General features: G+C 50.8%; 28 protein-coding genes. 8 read left to right on the forward strand and 20 right to left on the reverse strand.

Features of this window, described 5'->3' with window-relative positions:
* Positions 1-8 precede the first annotated feature (8 nt).
* From V6U78_RS06660 to flgB, 8 genes are all read right to left on the reverse strand, one after another.
* Entirely contained in the window at positions 9-1130 is a 1122-nt protein-coding gene (locus V6U78_RS06660) for a flagellar basal body P-ring protein FlgI (RefSeq protein ID WP_405338688.1), read from the reverse strand.
* Positions 1131-1147: 17 nt separating this feature from the next.
* Positions 1148-1816, reverse strand: coding sequence for a flagellar basal body L-ring protein FlgH (gene flgH, locus V6U78_RS06665; protein WP_405338690.1), 669 nt, complete (start codon positions 1814-1816; stop codon positions 1148-1150).
* Between the two features lie 58 nt (positions 1817-1874).
* On the reverse strand, positions 1875-2663 hold the full coding sequence (gene flgG / locus V6U78_RS06670) for a flagellar basal-body rod protein FlgG (RefSeq protein WP_405338692.1): 789 nt from the start codon (positions 2661-2663) through the stop codon (positions 1875-1877).
* A gap of 64 nt (positions 2664-2727) precedes the next feature.
* Positions 2728-3474 (reverse strand): flagellar basal body rod protein FlgF, encoded by a 747-nt coding sequence (locus V6U78_RS06675; protein WP_405338694.1) that lies wholly within the window; start codon positions 3472-3474, stop codon positions 2728-2730.
* 130 nt (positions 3475-3604) lie between these two features.
* Positions 3605-5248 carry a flagellar hook protein FlgE gene (locus V6U78_RS06680; protein ID WP_405338696.1) on the reverse strand — a complete coding sequence of 548 codons (1644 nt, stop codon included), beginning with the start codon at positions 5246-5248 and terminating at the stop codon, positions 3605-3607.
* 24 nt (positions 5249-5272) lie between these two features.
* The gene (locus tag V6U78_RS06685; protein ID WP_405338698.1) at positions 5273-5962 is read right to left on the reverse strand and encodes a flagellar hook assembly protein FlgD; all 690 of its coding nucleotides are present in this window, start codon (positions 5960-5962) and stop codon (positions 5273-5275) included.
* Between the two features lie 68 nt (positions 5963-6030).
* Positions 6031-6504, reverse strand: coding sequence for a flagellar basal body rod protein FlgC (gene flgC / locus V6U78_RS06690; protein ID WP_405338700.1), 474 nt, complete (start codon positions 6502-6504; stop codon positions 6031-6033).
* A gap of 22 nt (positions 6505-6526) precedes the next feature.
* Positions 6527-6994 carry a flagellar basal body rod protein FlgB gene (gene flgB, locus V6U78_RS06695; protein WP_405338702.1) on the reverse strand — a complete coding sequence of 156 codons (468 nt, stop codon included), beginning with the start codon at positions 6992-6994 and terminating at the stop codon, positions 6527-6529.
* A 207-nt stretch (positions 6995-7201) separates the two neighbouring features.
* Here flgB and V6U78_RS06700 point away from each other — a divergent pair, with 207 nt between their 5' ends.
* The 4 genes from V6U78_RS06700 to V6U78_RS06715 are packed head-to-tail and all read left to right on the forward strand — an operon-like array spanning position 7202 to position 9570.
* Entirely contained in the window at positions 7202-7945 is a 744-nt protein-coding gene (locus V6U78_RS06700) for a DUF1538 family protein (protein WP_405338704.1), read from the forward strand.
* A 49-nt stretch (positions 7946-7994) separates the two neighbouring features.
* Complete coding sequence (locus V6U78_RS06705) at positions 7995-8771, forward strand: DUF1538 family protein (protein ID WP_405338706.1); 777 nt, start codon at positions 7995-7997, stop codon at positions 8769-8771.
* Positions 8772-8808: 37 nt separating this feature from the next.
* On the forward strand, positions 8809-9159 hold the full coding sequence (locus V6U78_RS06710; RefSeq protein ID WP_405338708.1) for a P-II family nitrogen regulator: 351 nt from the start codon (positions 8809-8811) through the stop codon (positions 9157-9159).
* A 12-nt stretch (positions 9160-9171) separates the two neighbouring features.
* Complete coding sequence (locus V6U78_RS06715; RefSeq protein WP_405338710.1) at positions 9172-9570, forward strand: CBS domain-containing protein; 399 nt, start codon at positions 9172-9174, stop codon at positions 9568-9570.
* Positions 9571-9579: 9 nt separating this feature from the next.
* Here the strand turns inward: V6U78_RS06715 and V6U78_RS06720 are convergent, their stop codons facing one another.
* From V6U78_RS06720 to kdpF, 6 genes are all read right to left on the reverse strand, one after another.
* Complete coding sequence (locus V6U78_RS06720; RefSeq protein WP_405338712.1) at positions 9580-10272, reverse strand: response regulator; 693 nt, start codon at positions 10270-10272, stop codon at positions 9580-9582.
* A gap of 31 nt (positions 10273-10303) precedes the next feature.
* On the reverse strand, positions 10304-12967 hold the full coding sequence (locus V6U78_RS06725) for an ATP-binding protein (protein WP_405338714.1): 2664 nt from the start codon (positions 12965-12967) through the stop codon (positions 10304-10306).
* 1 nt (position 12968) lies between these two features.
* Complete coding sequence (gene kdpC, locus V6U78_RS06730) at positions 12969-13565, reverse strand: potassium-transporting ATPase subunit KdpC (protein ID WP_405338716.1); 597 nt, start codon at positions 13563-13565, stop codon at positions 12969-12971.
* Between the two features lie 10 nt (positions 13566-13575).
* A complete protein-coding gene (gene kdpB / locus V6U78_RS06735; RefSeq protein ID WP_405338718.1) occupies positions 13576-15600 on the reverse strand; it encodes a potassium-transporting ATPase subunit KdpB in 2025 nt (674 codons plus the stop codon).
* An 11-nt stretch (positions 15601-15611) separates the two neighbouring features.
* Positions 15612-17315 (reverse strand): potassium-transporting ATPase subunit KdpA, encoded by a 1704-nt coding sequence (gene kdpA / locus V6U78_RS06740; RefSeq protein WP_405338720.1) that lies wholly within the window; start codon positions 17313-17315, stop codon positions 15612-15614.
* A 79-nt stretch (positions 17316-17394) separates the two neighbouring features.
* Positions 17395-17490, reverse strand: coding sequence for a K(+)-transporting ATPase subunit F (gene kdpF, locus V6U78_RS06745; RefSeq protein ID WP_405338722.1), 96 nt, complete (start codon positions 17488-17490; stop codon positions 17395-17397).
* Between the two features lie 139 nt (positions 17491-17629).
* Here kdpF and V6U78_RS06750 point away from each other — a divergent pair, with 139 nt between their 5' ends.
* Positions 17630-18007 (forward strand): YqcC family protein, encoded by a 378-nt coding sequence (locus V6U78_RS06750; protein ID WP_405338724.1) that lies wholly within the window; start codon positions 17630-17632, stop codon positions 18005-18007.
* Between the two features lie 8 nt (positions 18008-18015).
* On the opposite strand, the gene V6U78_RS06755 is transcribed toward V6U78_RS06750, so the two are convergent.
* Together V6U78_RS06755 and bamE are read right to left on the reverse strand one after the other, a co-directional pair.
* Positions 18016-18261, reverse strand: coding sequence for a DUF1653 domain-containing protein (locus tag V6U78_RS06755; protein ID WP_405338726.1), 246 nt, complete (start codon positions 18259-18261; stop codon positions 18016-18018).
* Between the two features lie 17 nt (positions 18262-18278).
* Complete coding sequence (bamE, locus tag V6U78_RS06760; protein WP_405338729.1) at positions 18279-18611, reverse strand: outer membrane protein assembly factor BamE domain-containing protein; 333 nt, start codon at positions 18609-18611, stop codon at positions 18279-18281.
* A gap of 121 nt (positions 18612-18732) precedes the next feature.
* Between bamE and V6U78_RS06765 the strand changes: the two genes are divergently transcribed.
* From V6U78_RS06765 to V6U78_RS06775, 3 genes are read left to right on the forward strand one after another with little or no spacing between them, the layout of a single operon-like run.
* A complete protein-coding gene (locus tag V6U78_RS06765) occupies positions 18733-20226 on the forward strand; it encodes a DUF1538 domain-containing protein (protein WP_405338731.1) in 1494 nt (497 codons plus the stop codon).
* On the forward strand, positions 20223-20573 hold the full coding sequence (locus tag V6U78_RS06770; RefSeq protein WP_405338733.1) for a transcriptional regulator: 351 nt from the start codon (positions 20223-20225) through the stop codon (positions 20571-20573). Before V6U78_RS06765 ends, V6U78_RS06770 begins: the two co-directional genes overlap by 4 nt.
* Before the next feature lie 33 nt (positions 20574-20606).
* Complete coding sequence (locus V6U78_RS06775; RefSeq protein WP_405338735.1) at positions 20607-20996, forward strand: CBS domain-containing protein; 390 nt, start codon at positions 20607-20609, stop codon at positions 20994-20996.
* A gap of 40 nt (positions 20997-21036) precedes the next feature.
* Here V6U78_RS06775 and aroE read toward each other — a convergent pair whose 3' ends face one another.
* The 4 genes from aroE to dprA form a co-directional block, all read right to left on the reverse strand.
* The gene (gene aroE, locus V6U78_RS06780) at positions 21037-21864 is read right to left on the reverse strand and encodes a shikimate dehydrogenase (RefSeq protein WP_405338737.1); all 828 of its coding nucleotides are present in this window, start codon (positions 21862-21864) and stop codon (positions 21037-21039) included.
* Positions 21865-21876: 12 nt separating this feature from the next.
* Positions 21877-22788: an oxygen-dependent coproporphyrinogen oxidase gene (gene hemF, locus V6U78_RS06785; protein ID WP_405338739.1), complete on the reverse strand. Its 912-nt coding sequence runs from the start codon at positions 22786-22788 to the stop codon at positions 21877-21879.
* A gap of 62 nt (positions 22789-22850) precedes the next feature.
* Positions 22851-23450 (reverse strand): L-threonylcarbamoyladenylate synthase, encoded by a 600-nt coding sequence (locus V6U78_RS06790; protein WP_405338741.1) that lies wholly within the window; start codon positions 23448-23450, stop codon positions 22851-22853.
* 78 nt (positions 23451-23528) lie between these two features.
* Positions 23529-24713 carry a DNA-processing protein DprA gene (gene dprA, locus V6U78_RS06795; RefSeq protein WP_405338743.1) on the reverse strand — a complete coding sequence of 395 codons (1185 nt, stop codon included), beginning with the start codon at positions 24711-24713 and terminating at the stop codon, positions 23529-23531.
* Positions 24714-24742: the final 29 nt, after the last annotated feature.

Raw genomic sequence — 24742 nt, forward strand, 5'->3', positions numbered from 1 at the left:
TGCTCTCCTTAAATCACGATCAACTGGGCGTTTAAAGCACCTGCCTGCTTCAGTGCTTCAAGGATCGCCATCAGATCACCTGGGGCCGCGCCAACTTGATTCACGGCACGCACGATTTCATCAAGGGTGACGCCAGCATCAAAGCGGAACATCGGATTGTTTTCTTGGTCGATGGTGATTTCCGTGTTTTCTTGCACCATGGCTTCACCATTCGCGAAGGCCTCTGGCTGCACCACTTGCGGCTGCTCAGCAATCGTCACAGTCAAACTCCCATGCGTCACGGCGGCTGGGGCAACGCGCACATTTTGGCCGATAATGATCGTGCCAGTACGCGAGTTAATAATCACACGGGCCGAGGCAGCAGCAGGGGCCACCTCCAGATTTTCCAACACAGAAAGAAAACCAACGCGCTGGCTAGGATCACGAGGCGCACGCACACGAATGGAAACTGGATCTAAGGCTTGCGCAATACCCGCGCCCATCAGCTCATTAATGGTTTCTTCAATTCGGCGCGCAGTTGTGAAATCTGGATTATGCAGATTGAAAGTCAGCGTATCGCCATCTGAAAAATGGTGTGCCACCTCACGCTCAACAATCGCACCATTGGGAATACGACCCACGCTAGGCACATTCACCGTGACCCGCGACCCATCTGCACCACCTGCACCAAAGCCGCCAACCACAAGACTGCCTTGCGCGACAGCATAGACCTGCCCATCTGCGCCACGTAGTGGGGTCATCAATAGCGTACCACCGCGTAGGCTATCGGCATTGCCGATCGAAGACACCGTAATATCAATACTTTGCCCTGGCTTGGCAAAGGCTGGCAGTTCTGCGTTGACCGTGACGGCCGCCACATTTTGTGAACGTGGATTGACCCCTGGCGGCAAGGTAATACCAAACTGATTCATCATATTGGCGAAGGTTTGATTGGTGAAGGGCGCGTTATCGCCTGTCCCATCAAGACCCACTACCAAACCATAACCAATCAACTGGTTAGCCCGCACACCTTCGACACTGGTGAGATCCTTAAGACGACTCATGGGCTCATTAGCCCATGCCTGCGTCCAGCTGGAAATCAGCAGACTCAGTGCGAATGCTAGAGAGAAGAAACCTTGTTGTAATCGCATGCAGATTCAGCTCCAGCTTAAAGCGGCCACCAGCCACTATTCAGAAAACGGGTGAGCCAACCTTGGCGATTTGCATTGGCGAGTTCACCTGTGCTGCTATAGGTTAAACGCGCATCGGCTAATTGGGTTGAGGACACAGTATTATTAGGGCGAATATCTTCTGGACGCACAATGCCAGAGACGCGCACATACTCTGAACCTTGGTTCAAATTCATCCACTTTTCGCCGCGCACCAGCATATTGCCGTTGGGGTAAACCTCATGCACCGTTACCGTAATACTGCCTAACAGGCTATTACTTTGATCAGAAGAAGCCTCACCCGAGAAGTCTCGATCTGAACTCAGGTTCGCCCCCACATTTAAACGTTCACGCCCTGCAATCACTGGTGTAGCAACATTGACACTGGTGGAGCGGTTAAGATCTGTGCTGGACGAATTACTCGCACGGGTGCGTTCTTCAAGCTGCACCGTAATCACATCACCAACACGATAGGCCTTGCGATCACCAAACAAGGTGGGAGAGTGATTGGCATGATACAGAGAGCCACGCGTGGCGGGCGGTGGCTCCATCTGGCTTGGCTGCACCGGTGCATAATGGGGATCATCAGGCTCAACCACCGGCCGGCCACCACAGGCGGCTAAGAGCGCCAGGCTGGCGATCACCACAAGCCGTAATGCATTACACATGTCCAGTTCCTCTTTATTTATTTCTTGCTGCCTATCCAACCAGGACTTCAGTACGCGCTTACAGGGTTTGGGTCAGATTGCGCAGCATATCATCAGCCGCTGAAACAACCTTAGTATTCATTTCATAGGCGCGCTGGGTCGTAATCATATCCACCAGCTCTTCAACAGCACTGACGTTAGACAGCTCCAGCATGCTCTGCTCTACGCTACCAAAGCCATTTTCTCCACCAACGCCATCAATCGGCGCACCAGAGCCTGCCGTTTCAGCAAAGACATTGTTACCCAGAGCCAGCAAACCAGCAGGATTGATAAAATCGACCAGCTCAACCTGACCGATTTCTTGTGGGTTATTATTTTCACCCGCTTGGGTAATCGTCACCACACCATCACGACCGATGGTGATCGAGTTGGTATTTTGTGGCAGGACGATCTCTGGCTCCAGCGGGAAGCCATTCGAGTTCACGATGCGTCCATCTGCATCGAGGTGGAATTGACCATTGCGCGTATAGCTGACTTCACCATCTGGCATTTGCAGGCGGAAGAAACCACGGCCATTGATCGCGATATCCAGCGGCTGGTTCGTCACTTCAAGGCTGCCTTCAGTAAACTGGCGCTGAGTGGCCACCACGCGCACACCTGTACCTAGCTGCAAGCCAGTAGGCAGCGTGGTGTTATCACCATTTTGAGCACCTGGTAAACGCTGTGCTTGATAAAGCAGATCTTCAAACACCGCACGATTACGCTTAAAACCCACCGTATTGACGTTGGCGAGGTTGTTAGAAATAGTAGAGAGTTTGGTGTCCATGGCTTGTAAGCCTGTACGACCTGTCCATAAAGCTGGATGCATTGTCTTCTCCTGACTTCAATTCGACTTGCCTGTTCCCAGGCTTAAAAAATCATTCGATGCTGAATTAGCCCATGCGCAGCAAGCTGTTGACGCTCGCGCTGGTATCATCAACCGATTTCATCATCTTCACATTCATTTCATACTGGCGTGATAAGGCCAAAAGACTAGTTAACTCGCTGACTGCATTCACATTACTGGTTTCCAGTGCGCCAGATTCCAGCTGGACTTGCTCTGCCAACTCAAGCGGCACATCAATACCCATTGGGCGCATCAGACCGTCCAAACCCTTCTCCATAACGACGCCCTGCTCTTGGGCACTGACCAGCTTGATTTGATCCACAATCTCGACATCAGCACCACCCGCTTGGTTACCCAATGCAATACCACCATCGGCGTTGATATGAATATGCTGGCCTTGCGGCAAGACGATCGGCCCGCCATTGCCGATAATCGGCAAGCCATTGCCTGTACGTAGCACACCATTGGGATCAATATTCAGATCGCCACGGCGAGTATAGGCTTCGGTGCCATCAGGGGCCTGTACCGCGATCCAGCCTTCACCGCGCACCGCAATATCAAGGTTGCGCCCAGTATACTCATAGCTGCCCGCCTGTATATCGGTAGCAGGACGCTCGGTGAGGGCATAAACACGGCTAGGGTGATGCTGACCAAAAACAGGCATGGCGCGGGCTTGCTCAAAATCAGCACGAAAGCCTGTTGTGTTCACGTTGGCAAGGTTATTGGAGCGTGCCGTTTGTGCCAGCATATTGTGCTTAGCGCCGGTCATCGCAATAAAAAGGGCTTTATCCATGTCAGTCTCCGCAAGCTGAATAGACAAGTCTTTGCAAGGCCTGTGCCAAACTCCTGCAAGGCAATACACAGCAATCAATAGAAACAAAAAAAGCGCACCGAAGCGCGCTTTTTGGGCCAGCATACAAAAATTAACGCAGATTGATAATCGTCTGAGTAATCGTATCTTGCGTCTGGATCGTCTTGGCATTGGCCTGATAGTTACGCTGACCAATAATCATCTTCACCAGCTCTTCAGCCAGATCGACGTTAGAATCTTCCAAGGCACCACCGGCAATCGTACCCGTAATACCCGTACCAGCCACGTTAATGGTCGGAATCCCTGAGTCAGGACTTTCTAACCAAGCCGTCGAGCCATTTGGACGCAAACCTTCTGGGTTAGTAAAGGTCGCTATTGGCACTTGACCCACAACCTTATTCTGACCATTGGTATAACGACCAAAGATACTGCCATCGGCGCCAACTTCAAGCCCCGCAAGACGCCCAGTGGTATAACCATCTTGGCTTTGTGACTGAGCAGAGAAGGCCGCACCATATTGTGTGGTGCCACGTAGGTTGTAAGTAAAGCTATTTGCATTTGGGGTAGGTCCCATCCAAGCGCCAGCCAGATACTCCGTAGGAACACTCAAGTTGAAAGATCCAGGTGAATTCGCAGGTGGCACTGTATTGACATTCCCGTCATTAAACCCAGAAAAAGCACCCTGGGTATTAAAGGTCAGCGTTTTCTGAACCAGAGTAGTAGGATCCCCACCTCCAGTTACCCAATCATTGAAGTTGGCTGCAGTCAAATATTCACCGCTTCCTACAGGAAACTCAACTGCATTGCCATTCCCATCAACAAATTTTCCATCAAAGGCCATAATCATAGCCCAAGCATTTCCTTCAGCAGAGTTGCTCGGTTCAACTTTAACAAAGTACTGACTCACCACATGCTCAATGCCTAAACTGTCATATACCTTAGTAGGATTTTGATCAGAGTAGGTCGTACGATCATTTGGATTAAAGCTAAAAGATCCAACTTGAAAATCATCGGGATCTATAGGGTTACCAGCAAGTTCCAAAGCAACACCAGGAGAAATAGACCCTATAATTTGGGCCTTCAAAACAATATTTGGCGCCGTACCCACCACATCATAACCCTGGCCATCAATAACCACAGTTTCAGGCGTTACCACACCATTAGCATCTACGTTTAACGTAGTACCCACACCATCTATATTTAAAATCACATCATTAGCAACACCATTCAAAGGTATTGTCGTTAAGGTGCCTAGGTTTTCTTTACGCGAATCAAAATTAAATTCTAAGTCCAAACGACCCGTGGCCTTAGGCTCAATATTGGTTTGACTAATGCGCATATCACCCATTACACCCTGCACATTGCCTTGATCATCAGCGGTATAGCCTTGCAAACGCTTCCCTGTATTATTGATGATATAACCATCTTTATCCAAATTAAAATAACCAGCACGCGTATATTCTGTCTGCCCATTATTAGAAAGAATAAAGTAACCATTACCTTCAATCGCCATATCTAATGCGCGATCGGTATAGTTGATATTCCCTTGGGTGTGCTGCTGAGAAACACGCTCAACCAATACACCTGAACCTGTCGAATGCTTACCTGTACCCAGAATCGAGGCACTATAAACATCACCAAATTCAGCGCGCGATTGCTTAAAGCCCACCGTGCTGGCGTTGGCAATATTGTTGCCTGTTACACTTAAATCCATCTGCGCCGCACGCAGACCTGATAAACCGATATTAAAACTCATGACTTAGCTCTCCCCTGCCAGAAATTAGTTAACGACTTTAACGTTGCGTAGCGGAACAGCTTGATCCATTCCACTGATATTCAGCATGATCTCGCCCCGCTCACCAGCATTCAGCGCCACACTGGTGACACTGCGGCCCAGGTAAAGATCGACCGCCTCGTGCTGACCATCAATCGAAGCAAAAGCACGGAACTGATAAACACCTGAAGGGAAGGGCTCACCTTCGGTGTCAAGACCATCCCATTCAAAAGCAATATCACCTGCCTCACGACCACCTAAAGAGATATCACCGATGTATTCACCATCACCGGAGTAAACGGCAACAAACACATCGGGCGAGCTTGCCGAAAGCTCAATGGTGCCTTTCACTGAATCACCTTCTTTTAGCTCGGTGAAGTTGGTCAGCACCTGCACCTGACGACCCACCAGCGTAGAAGCTTGCAAAGCCTGAGTGGATTGCAGGCTGACCGCAAATTGCTCAACGGTTTTATTCAGGTTGGTGATCCCCTCAAGAGAGGAGAACTGTGCCAACTGAGCAATAAATTCGGTGTTGTCTGTTGGCTCCAGCGGATCCTGGTTTTCCAGCTGAGTCACCAGCAGGCGCATAAACTCGTCTTTGCCCAACTCATTGCTACCTTGAGCGCGATTCGCGGCGGCACGACGCTCGTTATCCGCTTGCAAGGATTGATAGAGGGGAGTGGCTTCTAATGACATCTCTTTCACCTTAACTTGTTGACTGGCGGCAAGGCTTTGCCGCTCAGACGAAAAAAGGGCTGCCCGAATTAGGCGTTCTGACCGAGCGTTAACACACGCTGCATCATCTGCTTGGTGGTGTTCATGACTTCCACATTCGTCTGGAAGGAGCGTGAAGCCGCCATCATGTCGGTCATCTCTTCAACAACATTGACGTTTGGATAGAAGACATAGCCTTCTTCGTTGGCCATTGGATGGTTTGGCTCGTAACGCATTTGCAGCTCTTGATTACTCTCAACGATACCCAGCACATTGACACCCTGACCCGCCACATCGCGTGGATTAAAGCTGGTCACTGGATTCTGAAAACCCTGTTGATCAGTAATCCCTTGGCGATAACGCTCTAAAATAGGAGCAAAGACGGGCTTGCGCGCGCGATAGGTGTCTTCGATAGAAGAACTCACACTCTGCGCGTTCGCTAGGTTAGAAGCCGTGGTATTCAAACGCACACTTTGCGCGTTCATCCCAGTTCCAGCGATATCAAAAATTCGATTTAAAGACATGTTGCTCTCCTATTCGCTGGGCTTAGCCTTGATCACGCAGAGCTTTAGACAGGCCACTGAAACGACTATTCAAAAAGGTAAAGCTGCTCTGAAAGTCCATCGCGTTGCGGGCAAACTCGGCCTGCTCGATATTGGTTTCAACTGTGTTGCCATCAATGGCGGGCTGATGTGGAATGCGGTACTGGAGCGAACTATCTTCGATGATCGCCTCAGCTGGGATATGGCGCGCCGAAGTGCGATTCAACTCCATACGCTGGCGACTCTCGTATTCACCGCGCAAAATACCTTGAAAATCCAGATCTCGCGCTTTAAAGCCCGGCGTATCGCTGTTCGCCAGATTATTCGCTAGGATCTCTGAGCGACGACTACGCACATTCAGCGCTTCTGCATGAATACCAAGAGCATTATTAAAGTTGATGGCCATCTGCACTTCTCCGTTCTGCGACGCTGCCACTGGGCAGGCATATAGCGCTCTACATACAAAATTCATGCCACCACAACTTTATCCTTTATAAACAAAGAATTAGAAAATAAAGGTGTTTTTCATCTGATCTCACCATTGCTGATCAGGCGTCTAGCGGCAAAAGGCTGCCGCTCATTTTTACCCCTCCTTCAAGCAAATTTTGCTAATATTGGCTTCTCGGCCGTTTGTATCGGCAAGACTTCTGCCTCACCGCCTGATATCACAAGGAACTGTATGGCCTTTGTTTTCTCTTTTTTACGTCAACTACGCGATAGCCTGCGTGATCTCTTGCCCGTTGTACTGGTCATCGGCTTTTTTCAACTGGTGGTGATTCAGCAACCCCTGCCTGATCATGTTCATCTTTTTGACCTGCTCAGCGGCTTATTTTTTGTGGTGATTGGCTTGGCCTTATTTATTCAAGGCTTACAGCTGGGTCTGTTTCCTGTTGGTGAGGGCTTAGCACAAGCCTTTGCACGCAAGGGTTCCGCCTTTTGGCTACTGCTCTTCTCTTTTGCACTCGGCTTTGGTTCCACCGTCGCGGAGCCAGCCTTAATTGCCGTTGCTGCCAAGGCGGGCGAAGTGGTCGCTGAAGGTGGCTTGATCGCCAATACAGCCGAAGCTCAGCAAGCCTTTGCCTTTCAACTGCGCATGGTGGTGGCCGCCTCTGTTGGCACGGCGGTGGTGGTCGGCGTGATACGCATCCTTAAAGGCTGGCCTTTACATCTGATGATTATTGGCGGCTATGTTCTGGTGCTGCTGCTGACCCTTATCGCACCCACCGAGATCATTGGGATCGCTTATGATTCAGGCGGGGTCACGACATCGACCATTACCGTACCGCTGGTGACCGCGCTTGGCGTGGGTCTCGCCACAGCCATCAAGGGACGCAACCCGATGCTGGATGGTTTTGGCTTGATCGCCTTTGCCTCGGTGATGCCAATCATCTTTGTGCTGCTGTTTGGCTTACTGGGCGTTTAACAAGGAGAAGTCATGCTGCTATTGAGGCCCTACCCTGTGAGGAAAAACCATGCCCCTCGTTGAGATACTCGCGGCCACGCTGCTCGATATTTTGCCAATTGCGGCCATTATTTTTGGCTTTCAATATCTGGTGATTCGCAAAAAGATCAAGCGCCTGAGTCAAGTGCTGATTGGCTTTGTGATGGTGCTTTTCGGGCTGAGCTTTTTTCTGCTCGGTCTTGAGCAAGCGCTGTTTCCAATGGGTGGTTTAATGGCTGAGCAGCTTTCTTCAGAGGCCTTCCTCCCCACCCTGCTGGAAGGGGCGCAGCGCCACTGGACAGACTACTACTGGGTTTACCTCTTCGCCTTCACCATTGGTGCCAGCACCACGATTGCTGAACCTTCTTTGATTGCCGTCTCGCTGAAAGCTGGCGAAATCTCCGGCGGCACCATCAACCCACTGATGCTGCGCCTTGCCGTTGCACTGGGCATGGCTTTTGGCATTACCCTGGGCACCTGGCGCATCGTGATGGGCTACCCGTTACACTGGTTTGTGCTCGGCGCTTACATTCTGGTGATTATTCAGACGCTGCGCTCACCCAAAAGCATTATTCCCCTGGCTTTTGATTCAGGCGGGGTGACCACTTCGACCATTACCGTGCCCATTATTGCTGCGCTGGGCCTAGGCTTAGCCAGTGCGATACCCGGTCGCAGCCCGATCATGGATGGCTTTGGTATGATTGCCTTGGCCTGCCTCTTCCCAATTATTACGGTGATGGGCTATGCGCAAATTGCTGCATGGAAAGAGAGGCGCAAAGCACAATCAGCTGCACTTTCACAAGAATAGATGATCCACGGCAACAAATAGTCCATAGGAGTCGATGATGCGCTTTAAGTTAATTTTGGCCTTTGCTGATGATGATAAAACAGACGCGCTATTGGATGCCGCGCGTGCGGCAGGGGCGACAGGGGCCACCATCATCAATAATGCACGCGGTGAAGGCCTGAAAAAAACACGCGGTATTTTTGGTCTGGAGATTACTTCTGCACGCGATGTGTTGCTTTTTTTAGTTGAGGAGCATCGTTGCCGCCAGATTTTAGAAACCCTAGCCGAAGTCGGTGAGTTTGATGACTCCCCTGGAACGGGTATCGCACTGCAAATTGATGTTGAGGATGCGGTGGGTGTCAAACATCAGATCGCAACACTTGAAGAAAGCTTTAAATCTCACCAATAAGGAAGGTTCTTTATGAGCAATATGTCCCTCGTTCGCGTCAGAGATGTTATGCATAGCGGCTGTATTATGATTGATGGCCTGACCACCGTTGCCGATGCACTACAGCTGATGAAGACTCAGAATGCTCAGCTGCTGATCATCAAAAAGCGCAGCCAAGATGATGAATATGGTCTCGTACTGCTCTCTGATATCGCCAAGAAGGTACTCGCTGCCAATAAGGCACCTGAGCGAGTCAATGTGTATGAGATTATGTCTAAACCTGTCTTAAGCGTGAAGCCGGATATGCAGGTTCGCTATTGCGCGCAGCTCTTTCATCGCTTTGGTTTAGCTATGGCACCTGTTATTGACAGTGCGGATGAAGTCTTAGGATTTGTCAGCTATGAAGAGCTGGTGCTGAAAGGTTTAGCTTAAGAACAGGCTCTAGATCTCATCTTGAATAAGAAGCCGATAGCCGACACCTGGCTCAGTTGCAATCAGACTGGGCTGGGTTGGGTCATCACCCAGCTTGGATCTCAATCGACCAATCAGAACACGCAGATACTGACTGTCTTCGGTATGCGTTGGCCCCCAGTGTTCACGCAATAAAAAAGTCTGGGTAAAGACCCGACCTGGGTGAGTCATCAGGCTTTTTAATACAGCAAATTCCTTGGGTGTGAGCTTGATATTTTGTCCTGCCAGGTTGACCTGATGCGCCAGCGGGTCGAGCTGCAGAGCGCCCACTTGCAGCTTGGTCACGGCTTCTCCTGCAGAGGCATGAAGTGGCCGCGTTAAATTACGAATACGCGCCAATAACTCCTGAATACCGAAGGGTTTGGTCACATAATCATTGGCACCTGCATCTAAGGCTCTGACCTTACCTGCTTCGTCGCTTCTAACAGATAAAACAATCACTGGCACTTGGCTCCACTCACGCAGTGCCTTTAATGCCTCCTGTCCATCTTGATCAGGCAAACCTAAATCGAGAATCAGCAAATCTGGGGTATGAAGTGCTAAAGCGGCAAGGCCTTCTTCAGCCGTTGCCGCTTCAATCACCTCATAGCCTTGTGCCTTTAAACTCACTCTGAGAAACAAGCGAATTTGTTTTTCATCATCAATAATCAAAATGCGCGGCATTTTTTTATCTCAGTATCGATAGACCAGCAATCTAGGCGTTGGCATCCGCGGACTCGCTCTCTTCTAACTCAGTAACTGGCAACCATAGGCGAATGCAAGCACCGCGCCCTTGTGGGCCAGATGTTGCCTCTATCTTTCCAAAGTGGGCACTGATCATACCATGACAAATGGCAAGACCTAAGCCGCTGCCATAAGGCCCCCGATCATTACCCTCACCAGTGAAGAACATATCAAAAACACGCTCACGGTGTTCAACAGGGATGCCTGGCCCTTGATCAGTGACATCGATCCGAATCATCCCATGCTCTTGCCGTGCCTCAACGCGTACTTCACCTTGCTCTGGCGAAAACTTTGCGGCATTTTCAAGCACGTTCACCAAAGCCTGCTCAATCAGGGCTGGATGAACATGCAACAGAGGCAAGCAAGGCTCGATACGACAAGTGAGTTTGAGGTGAGATGAGGAGGTTTCAACACGCCTCAGTGCCGCAGCTAATAACTCATCCACCGCCACCCAGTCACGCTCAATTTTGAGCCCACCATGACCTAGGCGAGTCATATCGAGCAGATTTTGTATATAGCTATTGAGCCTTTGGCCTTCCGACAAGACCGCACTGAGTAGTAGATCTTGATCTTCTTCACTCAAATCCTGGCGCATCGTCATCAGGGTAGTGGCCGAACCTATCATTGCGGTGAGCGGGGTACGAAGATCATGTGAAATAGAAGACAAAAGAGCCGAGCGTAAACGCTCAGTTTCTTCAGCCACACGCGAAGCTTCCAAGGAATGACTCAACTGTGCACGTTCGAGGGCTTGACTCGTATAGTGGACCAGGGTTTCTAACAAGCTTTCAGTCGCTTGTTCTCCACCTTTTTGCGACCACTCTAATAAGAGAACACCCGCGACTTTTTCTTCAATCATGACCGGCTGACAACGCCAAGGTAAAGCATTCAGCGTTGGTGTTCCTGCACCACAGGGCTGGCAAGATTCGAATGCCCAGTTCAGTGCACCGATCAAACGCGGATCATCATCAAAAGAATCATCTGCCGCCATGACAAACTTGAGATGCCCATCTTGCGAACGCGTGACCCACCCTGTCCGTACACCGATCATTTTCATAACACCTTGTCTGGCTTGCTCACCAAGAGCTTCTTTATCTGCACTGACTGCCAAGGAGCGATTAAAGTCCAGCAAAAGACGAGCATGATCATTAATGCGCTGTAAAGCCAAGAGCTGATGACGCAGCTGAGCCGCAAGATGGCCACCCATCAGTGCAACAAAGAAGAAGAACACGACAGTGAGCAACTCTTCTGGATGCTCCATCGCGAAGGTAAAGCGCGGAATAGTAAAGAAGAAATTATATGCAGCAAAGCTCACTAAGGCGGCAAACAGTGCTGGCTTCACTCCCGTTTTCACCCCAACCCAAAGCACTGTCGATAGGTAAACCAAAGACATATTGGCCAGCGGCAACCAGCCGACTAAGCCAAAAGAAAGGCCCGTTGCAAGCACAACTGCAGCGAAAGCGTGGAAATAACCCCACCAGCGCGTTACCTCTTTGGTAATCTTTTTTTCTGTTGGCTCAGCTTCATCCGCTGTAAAAATGAGTTCAAAACCTTTGGCTTGATCAAGTAGCTGATAGGCGGTTGAGCGCCATTTGAACCAGCGTGAACCTTCACGACCTATCAATAGAGTGCTGGCATTGACCTTGCGCGCATAGCTAAGGAAGCTCTCCACACGATCTGGTCCATGCAGCTGCTGAACCTGTCCTCCTAGCTGCTCTGCGAGGCGATAAGCCTGGCTGACCTCTATACGTTGCTGTTCACTGGTATGTAAGTCTTCAACAAATACCACTTCCCAAGGAACTTGCCGACGCTCCGCCATTCTGCGCGCTGCCCGAATTAAAGCCAGATCTTGGGCTTCTCCACGCAATAGAGCCAAAAGACGCATACGAACTGGCCAAGGGCCCAGCTGACCTTGTTCTCGCATCAGATGGATCACATCCTGATCTGCTCTTTCCGCGACCTGCTGAATAGCCAGCTCGCGCAATGCACTTAAGTTGGCGCTATTGAAGTAGCCCTCCAGTGCGGCTTGCGCTTGTTCGGGCATATAGATCTTTCCTTGCTCTAAACGTTGAATCAACGCATTAGGCGGAAGGTCAATCAGTACTAGATCATTCGCACGGTCAAAAAGTGCATCGGGCACTGTTTCTTTCATGCGGATGCCTGTGATCGTCATAATCACATCAGACAAGCTTTCCAAATGCTGAATATTTACTGCTGTCCACACTTCGATGCCTTGATCGAGGAGCATTTGGATATCTTGATAACGCCGCTGATGTAAGCTGCCCGGACAGTTTCTATGTGCCATTTCATCAAGCAGCAGTATCTCTGGCGCACGCTCAAGCGCACGCTCAAGATCAAACTCCTGAAACTGATTTTCAGCATAGTGTACGGTTTTTAAAGGCAGCTGCTCCAAGCCAGCACAGAGACGCAGGGTTTCCACTCGATCATGGCTCTCTGCAACACCGATCACCACATCGCGTCCTTCAGCTTGCGCTTCATGTGCAGCTTGTAGCATGGCGTAGGTCTTGCCTACGCCAGGTGCAGCGCCTAAGAAGATGCGTAGCTGACCTAAAGCCGCCTTTTGGACTGATTCAAGCAAAGAATCAGGATCAGGGCGCTCAGCGTCATAATCTCGCATTCTATTCCCTCTCTTGAGCGACAAGTTGATCGAGTGCGAGATTAAGCCGCAGGACATTGACTCTAGCTTGACCAAGCACACCCCAAGTTGGTGCTTCTTGATGCGTGTTAATCAATTCAATGAGGTGCTCTAGATCGAGGCTTCGAGCAGCTGCGACACGCGGTGCCTGCAAGATCAAGGCTTCAGGGCTAAGATGAGGATCAATACCCGAACCTGAAGCCGTCAGTAGATCAGCGGGAACCACTTGATTAGACACGGATAAAGCGGCCCACCGAGCAGAAGCTAACTCAGCCAGTTCAGGGTTGGAGGGCGCAAGATTGGACCCACCAACATCAAAAGGATTGTAATCCGCTGCAGATGGACGACTGGAGAAATAATGCTCAGCCTGAAAGGGTTGCGCAACCAAAGCGGAGCCAATCACATGGCCATCCTGCAAGATCAGGCTCCCCTGTGCCTGCTTAGGAAAAAGCCATCCTCCTACCTGGGTCGCTACAGCCGTATAAAGACCACCCAGCAGTAGCACCATCACCAGCGCTGTACGCAGGCTCATCAGAGCCTGCTGAGTCAAAGAAGTCGAAGAAGATAAATGTGAGTTCATTTTTTAGCCCTCAAATAACAGCTGCGAGTATAAGATCAATGCACTTAATCGCGATAAAAGGCAGAATTAAACCACCTAAACCAAAATAAATCAGATTATTACGGAACAGCTGATCTGTCTTTAATGCTTTCACACGCACGCCTTTTAAGGCCAAAGGCACTAAAGCGGGAATAATCAGTGCATTAAAAATGACTGCGGCCAGAATGGCATTCTCTGGGCTAGAGAGATTTAAAATATCCAGCCCAGCCAAGGCGGGAAAACTCGCTGCAAAAAGTGCAGGCAAGAGAACAAAGTACTTGGCGACATCATTGGTCAGCGAGAAGGTGGTCAAGGCACCCCGAGTGACTAGCAGCTGTTTACCTATCTCAACCACATCAAGCAACTTACCTGGATTGGAATCTAAATCGACCAGATTGCCTGCCTCACGGGCTGCCTGCGTCCCTGAGTTCATCGCCAAACCAAGATCTGCCTGCGCTAAGGCTGGTGCATCATTGGTGCCATCGCCAACCATTGCAACCAGTTGACCTTGTTGCTGATGATCACGAATCACCTGTAGTTTTTTCTCTGGCGTGGCTTCAGCGATAAAATCATCGACCCCGGCTTCTGCTGCGATGGCAGCCGCTGTCAAGGGGTTATCCCCTGTCACCATGATGGTTTTAATACCCAGCAGACGAAGCTTAGCAAAGCGCTCCTGAATACCGGATTTAATAATGTCCGCAAGAGCAATCACCCCCACAAGCTGATCATCAATCGCGACCGCAAGCGGCGTAGCACCCGAACGTGCTATACGTTCGACTTCTTCCTCCATAAATGAAGGTAAATGACCACCTTGCTTTTTGACCCAGCGAGAAACAGCATCGACTGCACCTTTACGAATCGAGCGCCCATCCGCTAAATCAACACCCGACATCCGCGTTTCAGCGCTAAATTCGATAAATTGTGCTTCTTGGGTCGCCTCAATACGCACGCCTTCCTGCTCGATAAACTCAACAATCGATTTGCCTTCTGGCGTTGGATCGGCCAAAGAAGAAAGATAAGCCGCCTCATAAAAAACCTGCTTACTCACACCGAGTGGCAGCATTTCATTGGCATGGCGATCACCCAGTGTGATCGTGCCAGTTTTATCGAGTAGCAGCACATCCACCGAGCCAGCGATCTCAACAGCCTTACCTGATTTGGCAATCAAATTGGCTTTTAAAGCGCGATCCATACCCGCAATCCCAATCGCTGGCAGCAGTGCGCCAATCGTTGTGGGAATCAAGCACACTAAAAGAGCAACCAAAACAGGAATCGAAAGGCTAATACCTAGGTAATGACCTATAGGCATCAAAGACACAACCACCAGCAGGAAGATCAGCGTGAGTGCGGAGATCAATACAGAGAGCGCCAGCTCATTGGGTGTTTTTTGGCGCTGCGCACCTTCGACCAGGGCAATCATGCGATCAAGCAAGCTCGATCCAGGGTCATGGCTCACTCGCACCAAAATACTGTTTGTCAGCACCTTGGTGCCTGCACTGACCCCTGAATTATCTGTACCCGCTTCGCGAATGACAGGTGCGGATTCACCGGTGATCGCAGATTCATTTATCGTGGCCGCGCCTTGAATGATTTCACCATCAGCAGGAATAATTTCCTGCGCCTTCACTTGAATCACATCACCACGGCGCAGCTGACTGGCTGCAACATACTCTAAAGCACCCTGAGGTGTCTGACGTAAAGCCTTGAGGTCATCACGAGCCGCTTTGAGACTCGAAGCCTGCGCCTTTCCTCGGGCCTCTGCCAGGGTTTCAGCGGCATTAGCAAATAGCAACGTAAAAAGCAGGATCAGGGTGATACTGAACTCTAAACCCCAGCTTTGTCCTTGCAGTAAATGCTGCATGCTAAACAAGGCCGAAATCACTATCCCTAAACCCACCACAAGCATCACTGGTTGACGATAAAGGTGGCCGGGATGCAAACGCAGCAAACTGCCTTTAATCAGCTCTTGCCAAGAGAGCCCCATCACTGGATTTTTTTCTACTTGATGACGATTCATAATCTGCTCCATTAACCGATTTGCATCAGCGTGAGATGTTCAGCGATGGGGCCCAGCACCAGCACTGGCAGGAAGCTCAACAAGGCGAACATCAACATCACAGCCATCAGAAAAACAATAAAAATAGGGGTTTCGACATTGAGGTTAGAGTCACTCGCCGCCAAGGACTTTTTCTGCATCAAAGAAGAGGCCAGTGCGAGCGGAAGGAGCATCGGCAAGAAGCGACCAAACGCGAGTGCAATGACACAGGTGACATTCCACCAGACAGAATCATCATCCAGCCCTTCAAAGCCTGAACCATTATTAGCAAAGGCCGAGGTGTATTCGTAGAGAACCTGACTCACCCCATGAAAACCAGGATTGGTGATACCTGAGACTCCGGGTAAAGCAAAGGTCAATGCGGTTAAACCAAGAATCACGATCGGTTGCAAGAGTAGGATGAGTGCAAGGATTTTAATCTCTCTCGTTTCAACGGCCTTTCCAAACAAGGTAGGACGCCGCCCGACCATCAGCGACCCTAAGAAGGCGGCCAAAAGGGTGAACACCAAGAAGCCGATCATGCCGACCCCTATACCACCGAAAGTCGCATTCACGAACATGTTCATCAAGGTTGCCAAACCACCGAGAGGGTTCAGACTGTCGTGCATCCCATTGACTGAGCCATTCGAGGTTTGCGTAGTCCAGCTCGCCCAAAGCGCGGTGGCATAAGGACCAAAACGAACTTCTTTACCTTCCATGTTAGGCCCATCGCTGAGTGAAGCCATAGCAGGGTTGGGCTGCAGCTCTGAATAGACTGCTAGGCTGGTTGAGGCGACAGAAAGACCGAGCATCACCGTCAACACCATCCAGGTGAGACGCTGGCGACCGCTAAACAGACCTAAGGCAAAAACAAGCGCAATAGGAATCAAAACCAGTGATAGGGTTTGGATTAAATTCGATAAAGGTGTGGGGTTCTCAAGAGGAACAGAAGAGTTGGGACCATACCAGCCACCACCATTCGTCCCTAGCTGTTTGATCGCGACCATACTGGCTACAGGGCCAAGGGGAATCTGCTGCTCTTGCATTTCTACTGAAGAATCAACAACCTGAACCTGAGCAGCGCCCTGCCAAGTCGCGGGGACACCTTGCCAGGTCAGCAACAATGCACTGATCAAGGCCAAGGGTAATAAAACACGAACAAGGCCACGCGTCAGATCACGATAAAAATTACCAACACCTGACTCATCCTGATCTGACTTTTTTACACCTGCAAAAAGTGCACGCAAGATAGCAAACAAAGCCGCCATACCCGCTGCAGGCGTCACAAACTGCAAAGTGACGATACCGAGGGTATGCGCTAAGAAAGAGAGCTGCGCTTGCCCTGAATAGTGCTGCTGATTCGTATTGGTTAAAAAAGAAACGGTGGTGTGTAAGGCTAAATCCCAGCTCATGCCTGGAGCTGAATCTGGGTTCAGCGGCAAAACACCTTGGAACATCAGTAGGAGAAAAATCATGGCACCAAGAAAGAGGTGCAAAAGAAGGAGAGACTTCGCATAGTGCAACCAGTGCATACTCTGATGACCATTCACGCCCATCAGTCGATAAAGCCCGTTTTCCAACGGCATAAAGACTTTGGCTCCAGGACCAGGACCTTCAGCAAAAACACCTGCTATATAACGACCTAAAGGCCAAGCCAAAAGTAAGGCGAGACTGTAAGTGAGAAAAATCTCTGTCATAGTTTTTCACTCCAACTGAGGATGGTCCAAATGGCTCCCATGACCATCATGAACACCAATAAACCGATCAGTAGCATTTTTAAAACCTCTCTGGATTCAACAAAGCAACCAGCAAGTAGATGGCTAACATCAAGCTTGCTAATCCCAAACTGGCTAAAAGCCATACACTGTTCATCGCTATCACCTCGCATTAATAGACGCGCTCAGTGTGATCCACTCAGGAATAAAATTTCGATAGGCGAAATATCAAGAAGGTGTAAAATTTGTGTAAAATTCGACTTCAAATCAGCAAAATCACATCTGAGGAGTCTGTTGTGGAGGCACAAGAAAAGTGGGCCCAAGCTCTGCTCAAGCTGTTACAGATAAGGTTGGAATCGGCGGGATTGTGGCAAACGGCTCTCTTGCCAAGCCCTGAAGCCTTTGAAAGCAACGAACCCTTCTGTGTTGATCAAATGACCATGCCGCAATGGCTGCGTTATGTTTTTATTCCACGCATGCAGGCTTTAATTGATCAGCGAGGTACGCTGCCTCAAGCTTGTGATATCACATCGCAATGTGAAATGCAGATGCAAGGCGAGGGATTGGCGGCAGTGCTTGAAGTCACCCAAGCTCTGGATCAACTCCTAACCGCGCACAAGATTCCTTCAGTGGCTTTAATGAAAGCAAGCCAGCGCGAGGCTGGCAAGTCGTAGACGAGTCTTCAGACCGAAGTCATCGATGTATCCTTGGTGGAGATCAACTGAAAGCGTGCTTGACGCTTACCCTCCAGCAGCAGGATTTCCGTAAACATGGCATAGGGGCGTACCCAAATCCCGCGCTCGCCATAGCAAGGCTGGTAAACCACCAGCCATTCTTCTGTTTCGCTATGACGCGCAAGATGCAACACCTGATACTCACCGCCCTTGTAATGACGATAACGCCCAAGGGGCAAGACGGGCTGGCTCATAGTCGCTCTCTCATCCATTAAGGCGCATATTCACGCGTTTCTGGGTCTGCGTTATCGAGCGTGCGGTTATAGGTGTAGGAAGCAACACGACCTTGCTCATTAAAGCGCACCACCAGATCACTGGTTTGCTCAGCCGCAAAAACACTGTAGCGGTAGTGGCCATAGGTCCAGGTTTCTTGGCCGCTTTCAAGACCCGTCCGCCAGGGATCACCAAACAGCTGACGCACTTCACTGCGCGTGGTTTCACCAATACGCAGCTCGCCCACCTTATCTTCTGGATAGGGCTGCCCCACGCTAGCGCAAGCCGTTAAAAAAAGCATCAATAGCAATAAAGCGATCGTTTTTTTCATTTTAACCCCTTGTTCCCTATGGTTAAGTTCTTTTAAGCTTCATCAGCTTATCATCGCGGTGTCACTGCCTCAACTGAAGATCTGTAGGATCTGGTTACCACCCCTAATCGAGCAGGAATAGATGCAGGCTTATTTGAAGGACTTTTATCACGCTTTTACACACGCTCTGCGTAACCTCCTCCCGATCATTCTCGTTGTCGTTTTTTTTCAGGCACTGATTCTGCGTCAGGTCCCTCACGATAGCCTGAGCATGATTTTTGGCTTGCTGATTGTGGCTGTGGGTGTCGCCCTTTTTCTGCAAGGTCTGGAACTCAGTATCTTTCCCCTTGGCAAAAGCCTCTCCAATCAACTCGCCAAACGTGGTTCAGCACCAATACTGATCAGCTTTGGCTTTGCCATCGGCTTTTCAGCCGTCATCGCAGAACCAGCGCTGATTGCCGTGGCCCAGCAAGCACAAGAAATTAGCGAAGGACGTATTGATGCCCTGACGCTACGCCTGATTGTGGCCTCTTCCGTAGGTCTGGTTGTCGCGCTGGGCGTCTTTCGAACCATTATAGGCTTGCCGCTGCACTGGCTGATGATTGGCGGCTATTTGATAGTGGTCATCGTGACCTATTTTGCGCCAGAGGAAATCGTTGGACTGGCCTATGATTCAGGCGGTGTGACCACCAATATTGTTACCGTGCCGCTGATCGCAGCCTTGGGAATAGGTCTGGCTGCCTCGATTCGTGGCAGAAACCCGCTGCGCGATGGTTTTGGCCTTGTTGCCTTGGCCGTAATGGTGCCGATGATCAGTGTGCAGATTTACGGCATTTTGGTGTATGCCGGTGAAGCACCCAGCCCAGAAGCCACAGCATTATTGCTTGATCACAGCGCGCCGGAACTCCATGCTGGCTTGGCGATGCTGCTGGATCTGGCAAGCATGTTCCGCGATGTCTTGCCGATTATTCTCAGTATTCTTTTCTTTCAATACCTGATTTTACGTCGACCGCTATCGAATCCACCCAAAATCATCTTCGGCTTTTTACTGGTGATCTTCGGCCTTTATGCCTTTGTTGTGGGGCTCAAGCTGGGTCTTTTCCCGATCGGCACCAATATGGCCGAACAGTTGATTGGCTTGGGCCAGTTCCACTTTATTTATTTATTTGCGTTTATGATTGGCTTTGCGACGACCATGGCTGAACCCGCTCTATTAGCAGTAGGCAAGCAGGCTGAAGAGGCGGCTTCTGGCCGACTGAATGGCAATACCATCCGCCTACTGGTCGCTCTGGGTGTCGCGATCGGCATCAGTATTGGCGTGCACCGCATTATCGTCGGTGGCTCAATGCACTATTACATTATGGGTGGCTATGCACTGGTGATTCTGCTCACTTTTCTGGCACCCAAGTATATTGTGGCGCTGGCCTATGATCTTGGCGGCGTCACCACCTCAGAAGTGACTGTCCCGCTGGTCACAGCGCTAGGCATCGGTCTGGCGACTCATATTGAAGGACGCAATGTGTTGATTGATGGCTTTGGCTTGATCGCTTTTGCCTCTATTTTTCCAATTCTTACCGTCATGCTTTACGCCATTTTCATTGAATGGAATAACCGCTTACAAAAGGTGCAATCATGAAGTTTTCTGTATTGGTCGCCATCCTGCCTGAGGATTTGGAGCAAACAGCCATCGACACCGCACGTGAACTGGGCGCTGGTGGCATCACACTGCTGCAAGGTCGTGGCATCAGCAACGAAGCCAAGAAAACCTTCTTCGGCCTGAGCTATGATGGCAGCCAGAGTTTATTAGTGATGGTGCTGGAAAAAAGCCTCTCACTCAAAATCCTCAAGGCCTTACAACAGCTGGTAATGCCACAGCAAGAGGACTCGCAGGGGCTGGTATTCACTCTCCCACTCGAGCACCTGGGCGGCATCGATGTCAGTCAGCTGGCTAAATTTGAAGAACACATTAAAAAAGAATTTTGATCTGGCCGCTTAAGCCATAGACGGAGTCTGACTATGAAGATTGTTAAAGATGTGATGGTACGCGAAGTCATCACTGTTTCTCCTTTTGCCAAATTGCGCGAAGCCTTAAGCCTGATGAAGCGCCACAAGATCAAATCTCTGGTCGTGGAGCAGCAGCATGAGCATGATGCTTGGGGCCTCATTACCTATACCAATATCTTAAAAACTGTGATCGCTGAAGGCGGTGATATTGATCTGCTCAACGTCTATGACGTGTGTATCAAACCAGCCATGACTGTCGGTGAGAGCCTCGCCATCAAACATGTAGCAACACTGATGGCACAAAACCGCATCAAGCGCTTGCTGGTTGTACGAGATAATGAGCTGCTGGGCTTTATTGCCATGGATGACATGATGGATGTGCTGTTGGCACAGGTGGAATAAGCACGATTAGGGTGATGAGACATCACCCTTTCATCAAAAACTATAACTGACGGCGCAGCAACGATCTAATTTCCGCTGTCGGTGGCCGCACACCTCGCCATAAAAAGAAGGCTTCTGCTGCCTGCTCGATTAGCATTCCCAATCCATCGGCCACGCGTGTTGCGCCTTGCTGCTGCGCCCAGCGCATAAAAGGCGTGGGCTGCGCTGCATACATCATATCGTAAGCCATGGATTGAGGACCCAAAAGGCCTTCCGGAAGCGGTGGTAACTCGCCCTGCAAGCTGGCGGAAGTGGCATTCACTACCAGATCAAACTGCTCACCTGCCAGACCCTCCCATGAACAGGCCTGCCGACCTGCTGGGCTCTCGACACCATGAAACAGGGTGATCAATTGCTGGGCCTTGCTGAGGGTACGATTGGCGATCGTCAAATGACGCACACCCGCTTTCAGCAAGGGTTCGATCGCACCTCGCGCCGCACCTCCAGCGCCAAGCAACAGCACCTTCTTTCCTGCCAAGCTTACCCCCAGTTGCTGAGTGATATCGCGCACCAGCCCAATACCATCGGTGTTATCACCATGTATCTGGCCCTGCGCATCCTTCCAGAGGGTATTCACGGCACCAGCCAAGCGCGCACGCTGTGAAAGCTGATCACAAAACACCAAGGCATCGAGCTTAAACGGCACAGTGACATTGGCACCACAGCCACCAGCGGCAAAGAAAGCACGGGCACAGCCTTCAAAATCATCTAGAGGCGCGAGAATGGCACGGTATTCCAAGTCCTGATGTGTTTGCGCCGCAAACCAGGCGTGGATTTCAGGCGAGCGGCTGTGTGCTATCGGATGACCAAAAACGGCATATTGATCCATCTTTTTTCTCTCTTAACGCGCCAACCAATCTTGAGGAGGCAAGAAATCAGTATAAAGACGCGCTTCTGGCGAATCTGGCTCGGGCTGCCAATCATAGCCCCAGCGCACTTGTGGCGGCAGAGACATCAAAATCGACTCAGTACGTCCTCCGCTTTGCAAGCCAAACAGCGTTCCTCGATCCCAAACGAGGTTAAACTCCACATAACGACCACGGCGATAGGCTTGGAATTCACGCTCACGTTCGCCATAAGCCAGATGGCGGCGCTGCTCAACAATCGGGCGGTAGGCATCCAGATAACTATCACCAACACTTTGCATCAAGGCAAAGGCGGTCGCAAAATCCGGTTGGTGATAATCATCAAAGAACAGGCCACCAACGCCACGCGCTTCCTGACGATGCTTGAGGTAGAAGTAATCATCACACCATTTTTTAAAATGCGGATAAATCTCATCACCAAAGGGGGCACAGGCCTGCTGAGCCACCTGATGCCAATGCACCACATCTTCTTCAAAACCATAGTAGGGTGTCAGATCATAACCGCCACCAAACCACCAGACAGGCGCTTCACCGGGTTTTTCAGCAATAAAAAAGCGAACATTGGCATGCGAAGTCGGCACATAGGGGTTACGCGGATGAATCACCAGCGACACGCCCATCGCCTCAAAAGAACGGCCAGCCAGCTCTGGACGCGCAGCCGTGGCAGAAGGGGGAAGCTGATCACCAAAAACGTGTGAAAAGTTGACGCCACCTTTTTCGATCAACTCACCTTCTTCCAGCACCCTGGTGCGGCCACCGCCTCCGCCTGGACGCTGCCATAAGTCTTCTTTGAAGGCCTGACCATCCAGTTCAGTGAGCGCCTCACAAATACGATCTTGGAGAGCCAACAGATACTGCTTCACCGCTTCTTTATCAATTTGAGACACCCTCGTCTCCTCTTTCTTCTGGTTATGGGCTTCCAGTCAGGAAGGGCTGAGGCAACAGCACTTTATGGACGCAGTATCTCGCCTGTTGACAGATCACAGATACGACTTGGACGGCTCAAGCCACCCAGCGGACCATCAAGCAGCGCATCGATATCCATGCCAAAAGCCTGTTCAATATCCTCGCGCGACTGCAAGGGCGGCTGACCAGAGGTATTAGCGGAGGTCGAAACGATCGGGCCGCCAAAGGCATCGCACAATGCACGCACCCAAGGGTGTGCCGTTACTCGCAGTGCCACGCTGGTATGTCGTCCAAGAATCAACTCAGGTGTATAACCCTGATCTTCAACCAACCAGGTCACTGGACCAGGCCAGCTGGCTTCGAGTTGTTGGCGCTGCTGAGGCGTGATCTGGGTCAGCCAGGGTTTGAGCTGCTCCATTGAAGAAGCAATCAAAATCACGCCCTTTGCAGGATCACGCTGCTTCAACAGCAGTAGCCTTTGCACAGCTCGGGCATTAAAAGGATCACAGCCTAATCCCCACACAGCTTCTGTCGGATAGGCAATGAGGCCACCTTGCCTCAGAATGGATGCAGTGTCCTCTACCGCCGCGTAATTCACTTGATCAAGCTGAAAAGCTGACTCAGAAGAAGGCTGAAGCGCCATGATGATGCACCTAGATAAAATAACAGGCTAAACAAAGGAATGAAACGCTGCGCAACTTACCCCAGTCTGCGCAAGGACTCAAGTTTTAAGACGCCATCCTTGGTGCAAGGACTCAGCCAAACCTTGTAATTCAAGACTTTGCAGCAGCATTAAAAGCTGCCCGACAGGCAGCGCAAGCCGCTCTTGCAAGGTTTCTAGATGCAATGGCTGGGCTTGCAGCTCAGCATAGACCTGCGCTTCCTCTGGATGGAGAGAGGCAGGTTGGATTGGAGCGGCGAAGGCAGGTGGCGCTTTGGGATGGGGCAAGCTAGGCGAAGGCTCTGCGGGCGAATCCAGTAACGCAGTCAGCGCTGGGGCAAGCTGCAATAGAATTTCAGCGGGTTCGGTGACCAGTGTCGCGCCCTGACGAATCAATTGATGGCAGCCACTGGAGCGTTCACTGCTCAGCGCGCCCGGGGCAGCCATCACCTCTCGCCCTTGCTCTAAAGCCAAGCGCGCACTCACAAGAGAGCCACTTTTTTGTTGTGCCTCTATCACCACCAACCCCAGAGCAAGACCGGTGATCAAACGATTGCGAGCCGGAAAGTGGCGCGCCAGCGGTGGTGTCCCGAGTTCATATTCGCTGATTAACGCTCCCTGCTCCGCCACAATCTGTGCGGCCAGCGCCTGATGCTGTGCTGGATAGACTTGATCCAATCCATGCGCGAGTACAGCGAGGGTTTGACTGGCTGCACCTTGCTGCTGCGCCAACAGTGCACCACGATGGGCAGCCCCATCAATCCCCTTGGCTAAACCGCTGATCATATTCAATCCTTGTTGCGCCAGAGCGCAGGACCAGGCAAAAGCCAGTTGCTCTCCCTCAGCACTCGGCTGGCGTGTTCCTACGATGGCAACAGCCGGTTGCCAGAGTGCCTCGACTGAGCCGCGCACAAACAAGAGCCAAGGCGCATCAGGCAGAGCTTGTAAATGCGGGGGCAGATCCCAGTAAGTCAGGAGCGTTTGATCAGCCTGTGCGGCCCACTCCAGCTGAGCGGCATAGTGTGCAGTTTGAGGATGCTGCTGAGGGTGATCGAGCGCCAAACGCAGCATTTGACGCTGAGCCTGCCCCAAACGTGGCAAGCGCAATAATTGCTCTGCCACGTCTTGCGGGGTGAGGTAATTCTGATCTTGAACAAGGCGGACCAAGCGGCGTGTCCCTAGACCTGGAACACTGCGCAGAGCCAAGCATAATGCTAGGCTAGGCTCATCCATGAAGCGCGACATAGCGGCCTCCTTCCTTGGCTTGGCCGCGT

This window comes from Marinospirillum alkalitolerans (genome assembly GCF_045055655.1).
GTDB lineage: Bacteria > Pseudomonadota > Gammaproteobacteria > Pseudomonadales > Halomonadaceae > Marinospirillum > Marinospirillum alkalitolerans.

Bases quoted from the DNA above. Each gene is read 5' to 3' on its own strand.
- V6U78_RS06660 (WP_405338688.1), bottom strand. From the start codon at position 1,130: ATGCGATTACAACAAGGTTTCTTCTCTCTAGCATTCGCACTGAGTCTG.
- flgH (WP_405338690.1), bottom strand. From the start codon at position 1,816: ATGTGTAATGCATTACGGCTTGTGGTGATCGCCAGCCTGGCGCTCTTA.
- flgG (WP_405338692.1), bottom strand. From the start codon at position 2,663: ATGCATCCAGCTTTATGGACAGGTCGTACAGGCTTACAAGCCATGGAC.
- V6U78_RS06675 (WP_405338694.1), bottom strand. From the start codon at position 3,474: ATGGATAAAGCCCTTTTTATTGCGATGACCGGCGCTAAGCACAATATG.
- V6U78_RS06680 (WP_405338696.1), bottom strand. From the start codon at position 5,248: ATGAGTTTTAATATCGGTTTATCAGGTCTGCGTGCGGCGCAGATGGAT.
- V6U78_RS06685 (WP_405338698.1), bottom strand. From the start codon at position 5,962: ATGTCATTAGAAGCCACTCCCCTCTATCAATCCTTGCAAGCGGATAAC.
- flgC (WP_405338700.1), bottom strand. From the start codon at position 6,504: ATGTCTTTAAATCGAATTTTTGATATCGCTGGAACTGGGATGAACGCG.
- flgB (WP_405338702.1), bottom strand. From the start codon at position 6,994: ATGAATTTTGTATGTAGAGCGCTATATGCCTGCCCAGTGGCAGCGTCG.
- V6U78_RS06700 (WP_405338704.1), top strand. From the start codon at position 7,202: ATGGCCTTTGTTTTCTCTTTTTTACGTCAACTACGCGATAGCCTGCGT.
- V6U78_RS06705 (WP_405338706.1), top strand. From the start codon at position 7,995: ATGCCCCTCGTTGAGATACTCGCGGCCACGCTGCTCGATATTTTGCCA.
- V6U78_RS06710 (WP_405338708.1), top strand. From the start codon at position 8,809: ATGCGCTTTAAGTTAATTTTGGCCTTTGCTGATGATGATAAAACAGAC.
- V6U78_RS06715 (WP_405338710.1), top strand. From the start codon at position 9,172: ATGAGCAATATGTCCCTCGTTCGCGTCAGAGATGTTATGCATAGCGGC.
- V6U78_RS06720 (WP_405338712.1), bottom strand. From the start codon at position 10,272: ATGCCGCGCATTTTGATTATTGATGATGAAAAACAAATTCGCTTGTTT.
- V6U78_RS06725 (WP_405338714.1), bottom strand. From the start codon at position 12,967: ATGCGAGATTATGACGCTGAGCGCCCTGATCCTGATTCTTTGCTTGAA.
- kdpC (WP_405338716.1), bottom strand. From the start codon at position 13,565: ATGAACTCACATTTATCTTCTTCGACTTCTTTGACTCAGCAGGCTCTG.
- kdpB (WP_405338718.1), bottom strand. From the start codon at position 15,600: ATGAATCGTCATCAAGTAGAAAAAAATCCAGTGATGGGGCTCTCTTGG.
- kdpA (WP_405338720.1), bottom strand. From the start codon at position 17,315: ATGACAGAGATTTTTCTCACTTACAGTCTCGCCTTACTTTTGGCTTGG.
- kdpF (WP_405338722.1), bottom strand. From the start codon at position 17,490: ATGAACAGTGTATGGCTTTTAGCCAGTTTGGGATTAGCAAGCTTGATG.
- V6U78_RS06755 (WP_405338726.1), bottom strand. From the start codon at position 18,261: ATGAGCCAGCCCGTCTTGCCCCTTGGGCGTTATCGTCATTACAAGGGC.
- bamE (WP_405338729.1), bottom strand. From the start codon at position 18,611: ATGAAAAAAACGATCGCTTTATTGCTATTGATGCTTTTTTTAACGGCT.
- V6U78_RS06765 (WP_405338731.1), top strand. From the start codon at position 18,733: ATGCAGGCTTATTTGAAGGACTTTTATCACGCTTTTACACACGCTCTG.
- V6U78_RS06770 (WP_405338733.1), top strand. From the start codon at position 20,223: ATGAAGTTTTCTGTATTGGTCGCCATCCTGCCTGAGGATTTGGAGCAA.
- V6U78_RS06775 (WP_405338735.1), top strand. From the start codon at position 20,607: ATGAAGATTGTTAAAGATGTGATGGTACGCGAAGTCATCACTGTTTCT.
- aroE (WP_405338737.1), bottom strand. From the start codon at position 21,864: ATGGATCAATATGCCGTTTTTGGTCATCCGATAGCACACAGCCGCTCG.
- V6U78_RS06790 (WP_405338741.1), bottom strand. From the start codon at position 23,450: ATGGCGCTTCAGCCTTCTTCTGAGTCAGCTTTTCAGCTTGATCAAGTG.
- dprA (WP_405338743.1), bottom strand. From the start codon at position 24,713: ATGTCGCGCTTCATGGATGAGCCTAGCCTAGCATTATGCTTGGCTCTG.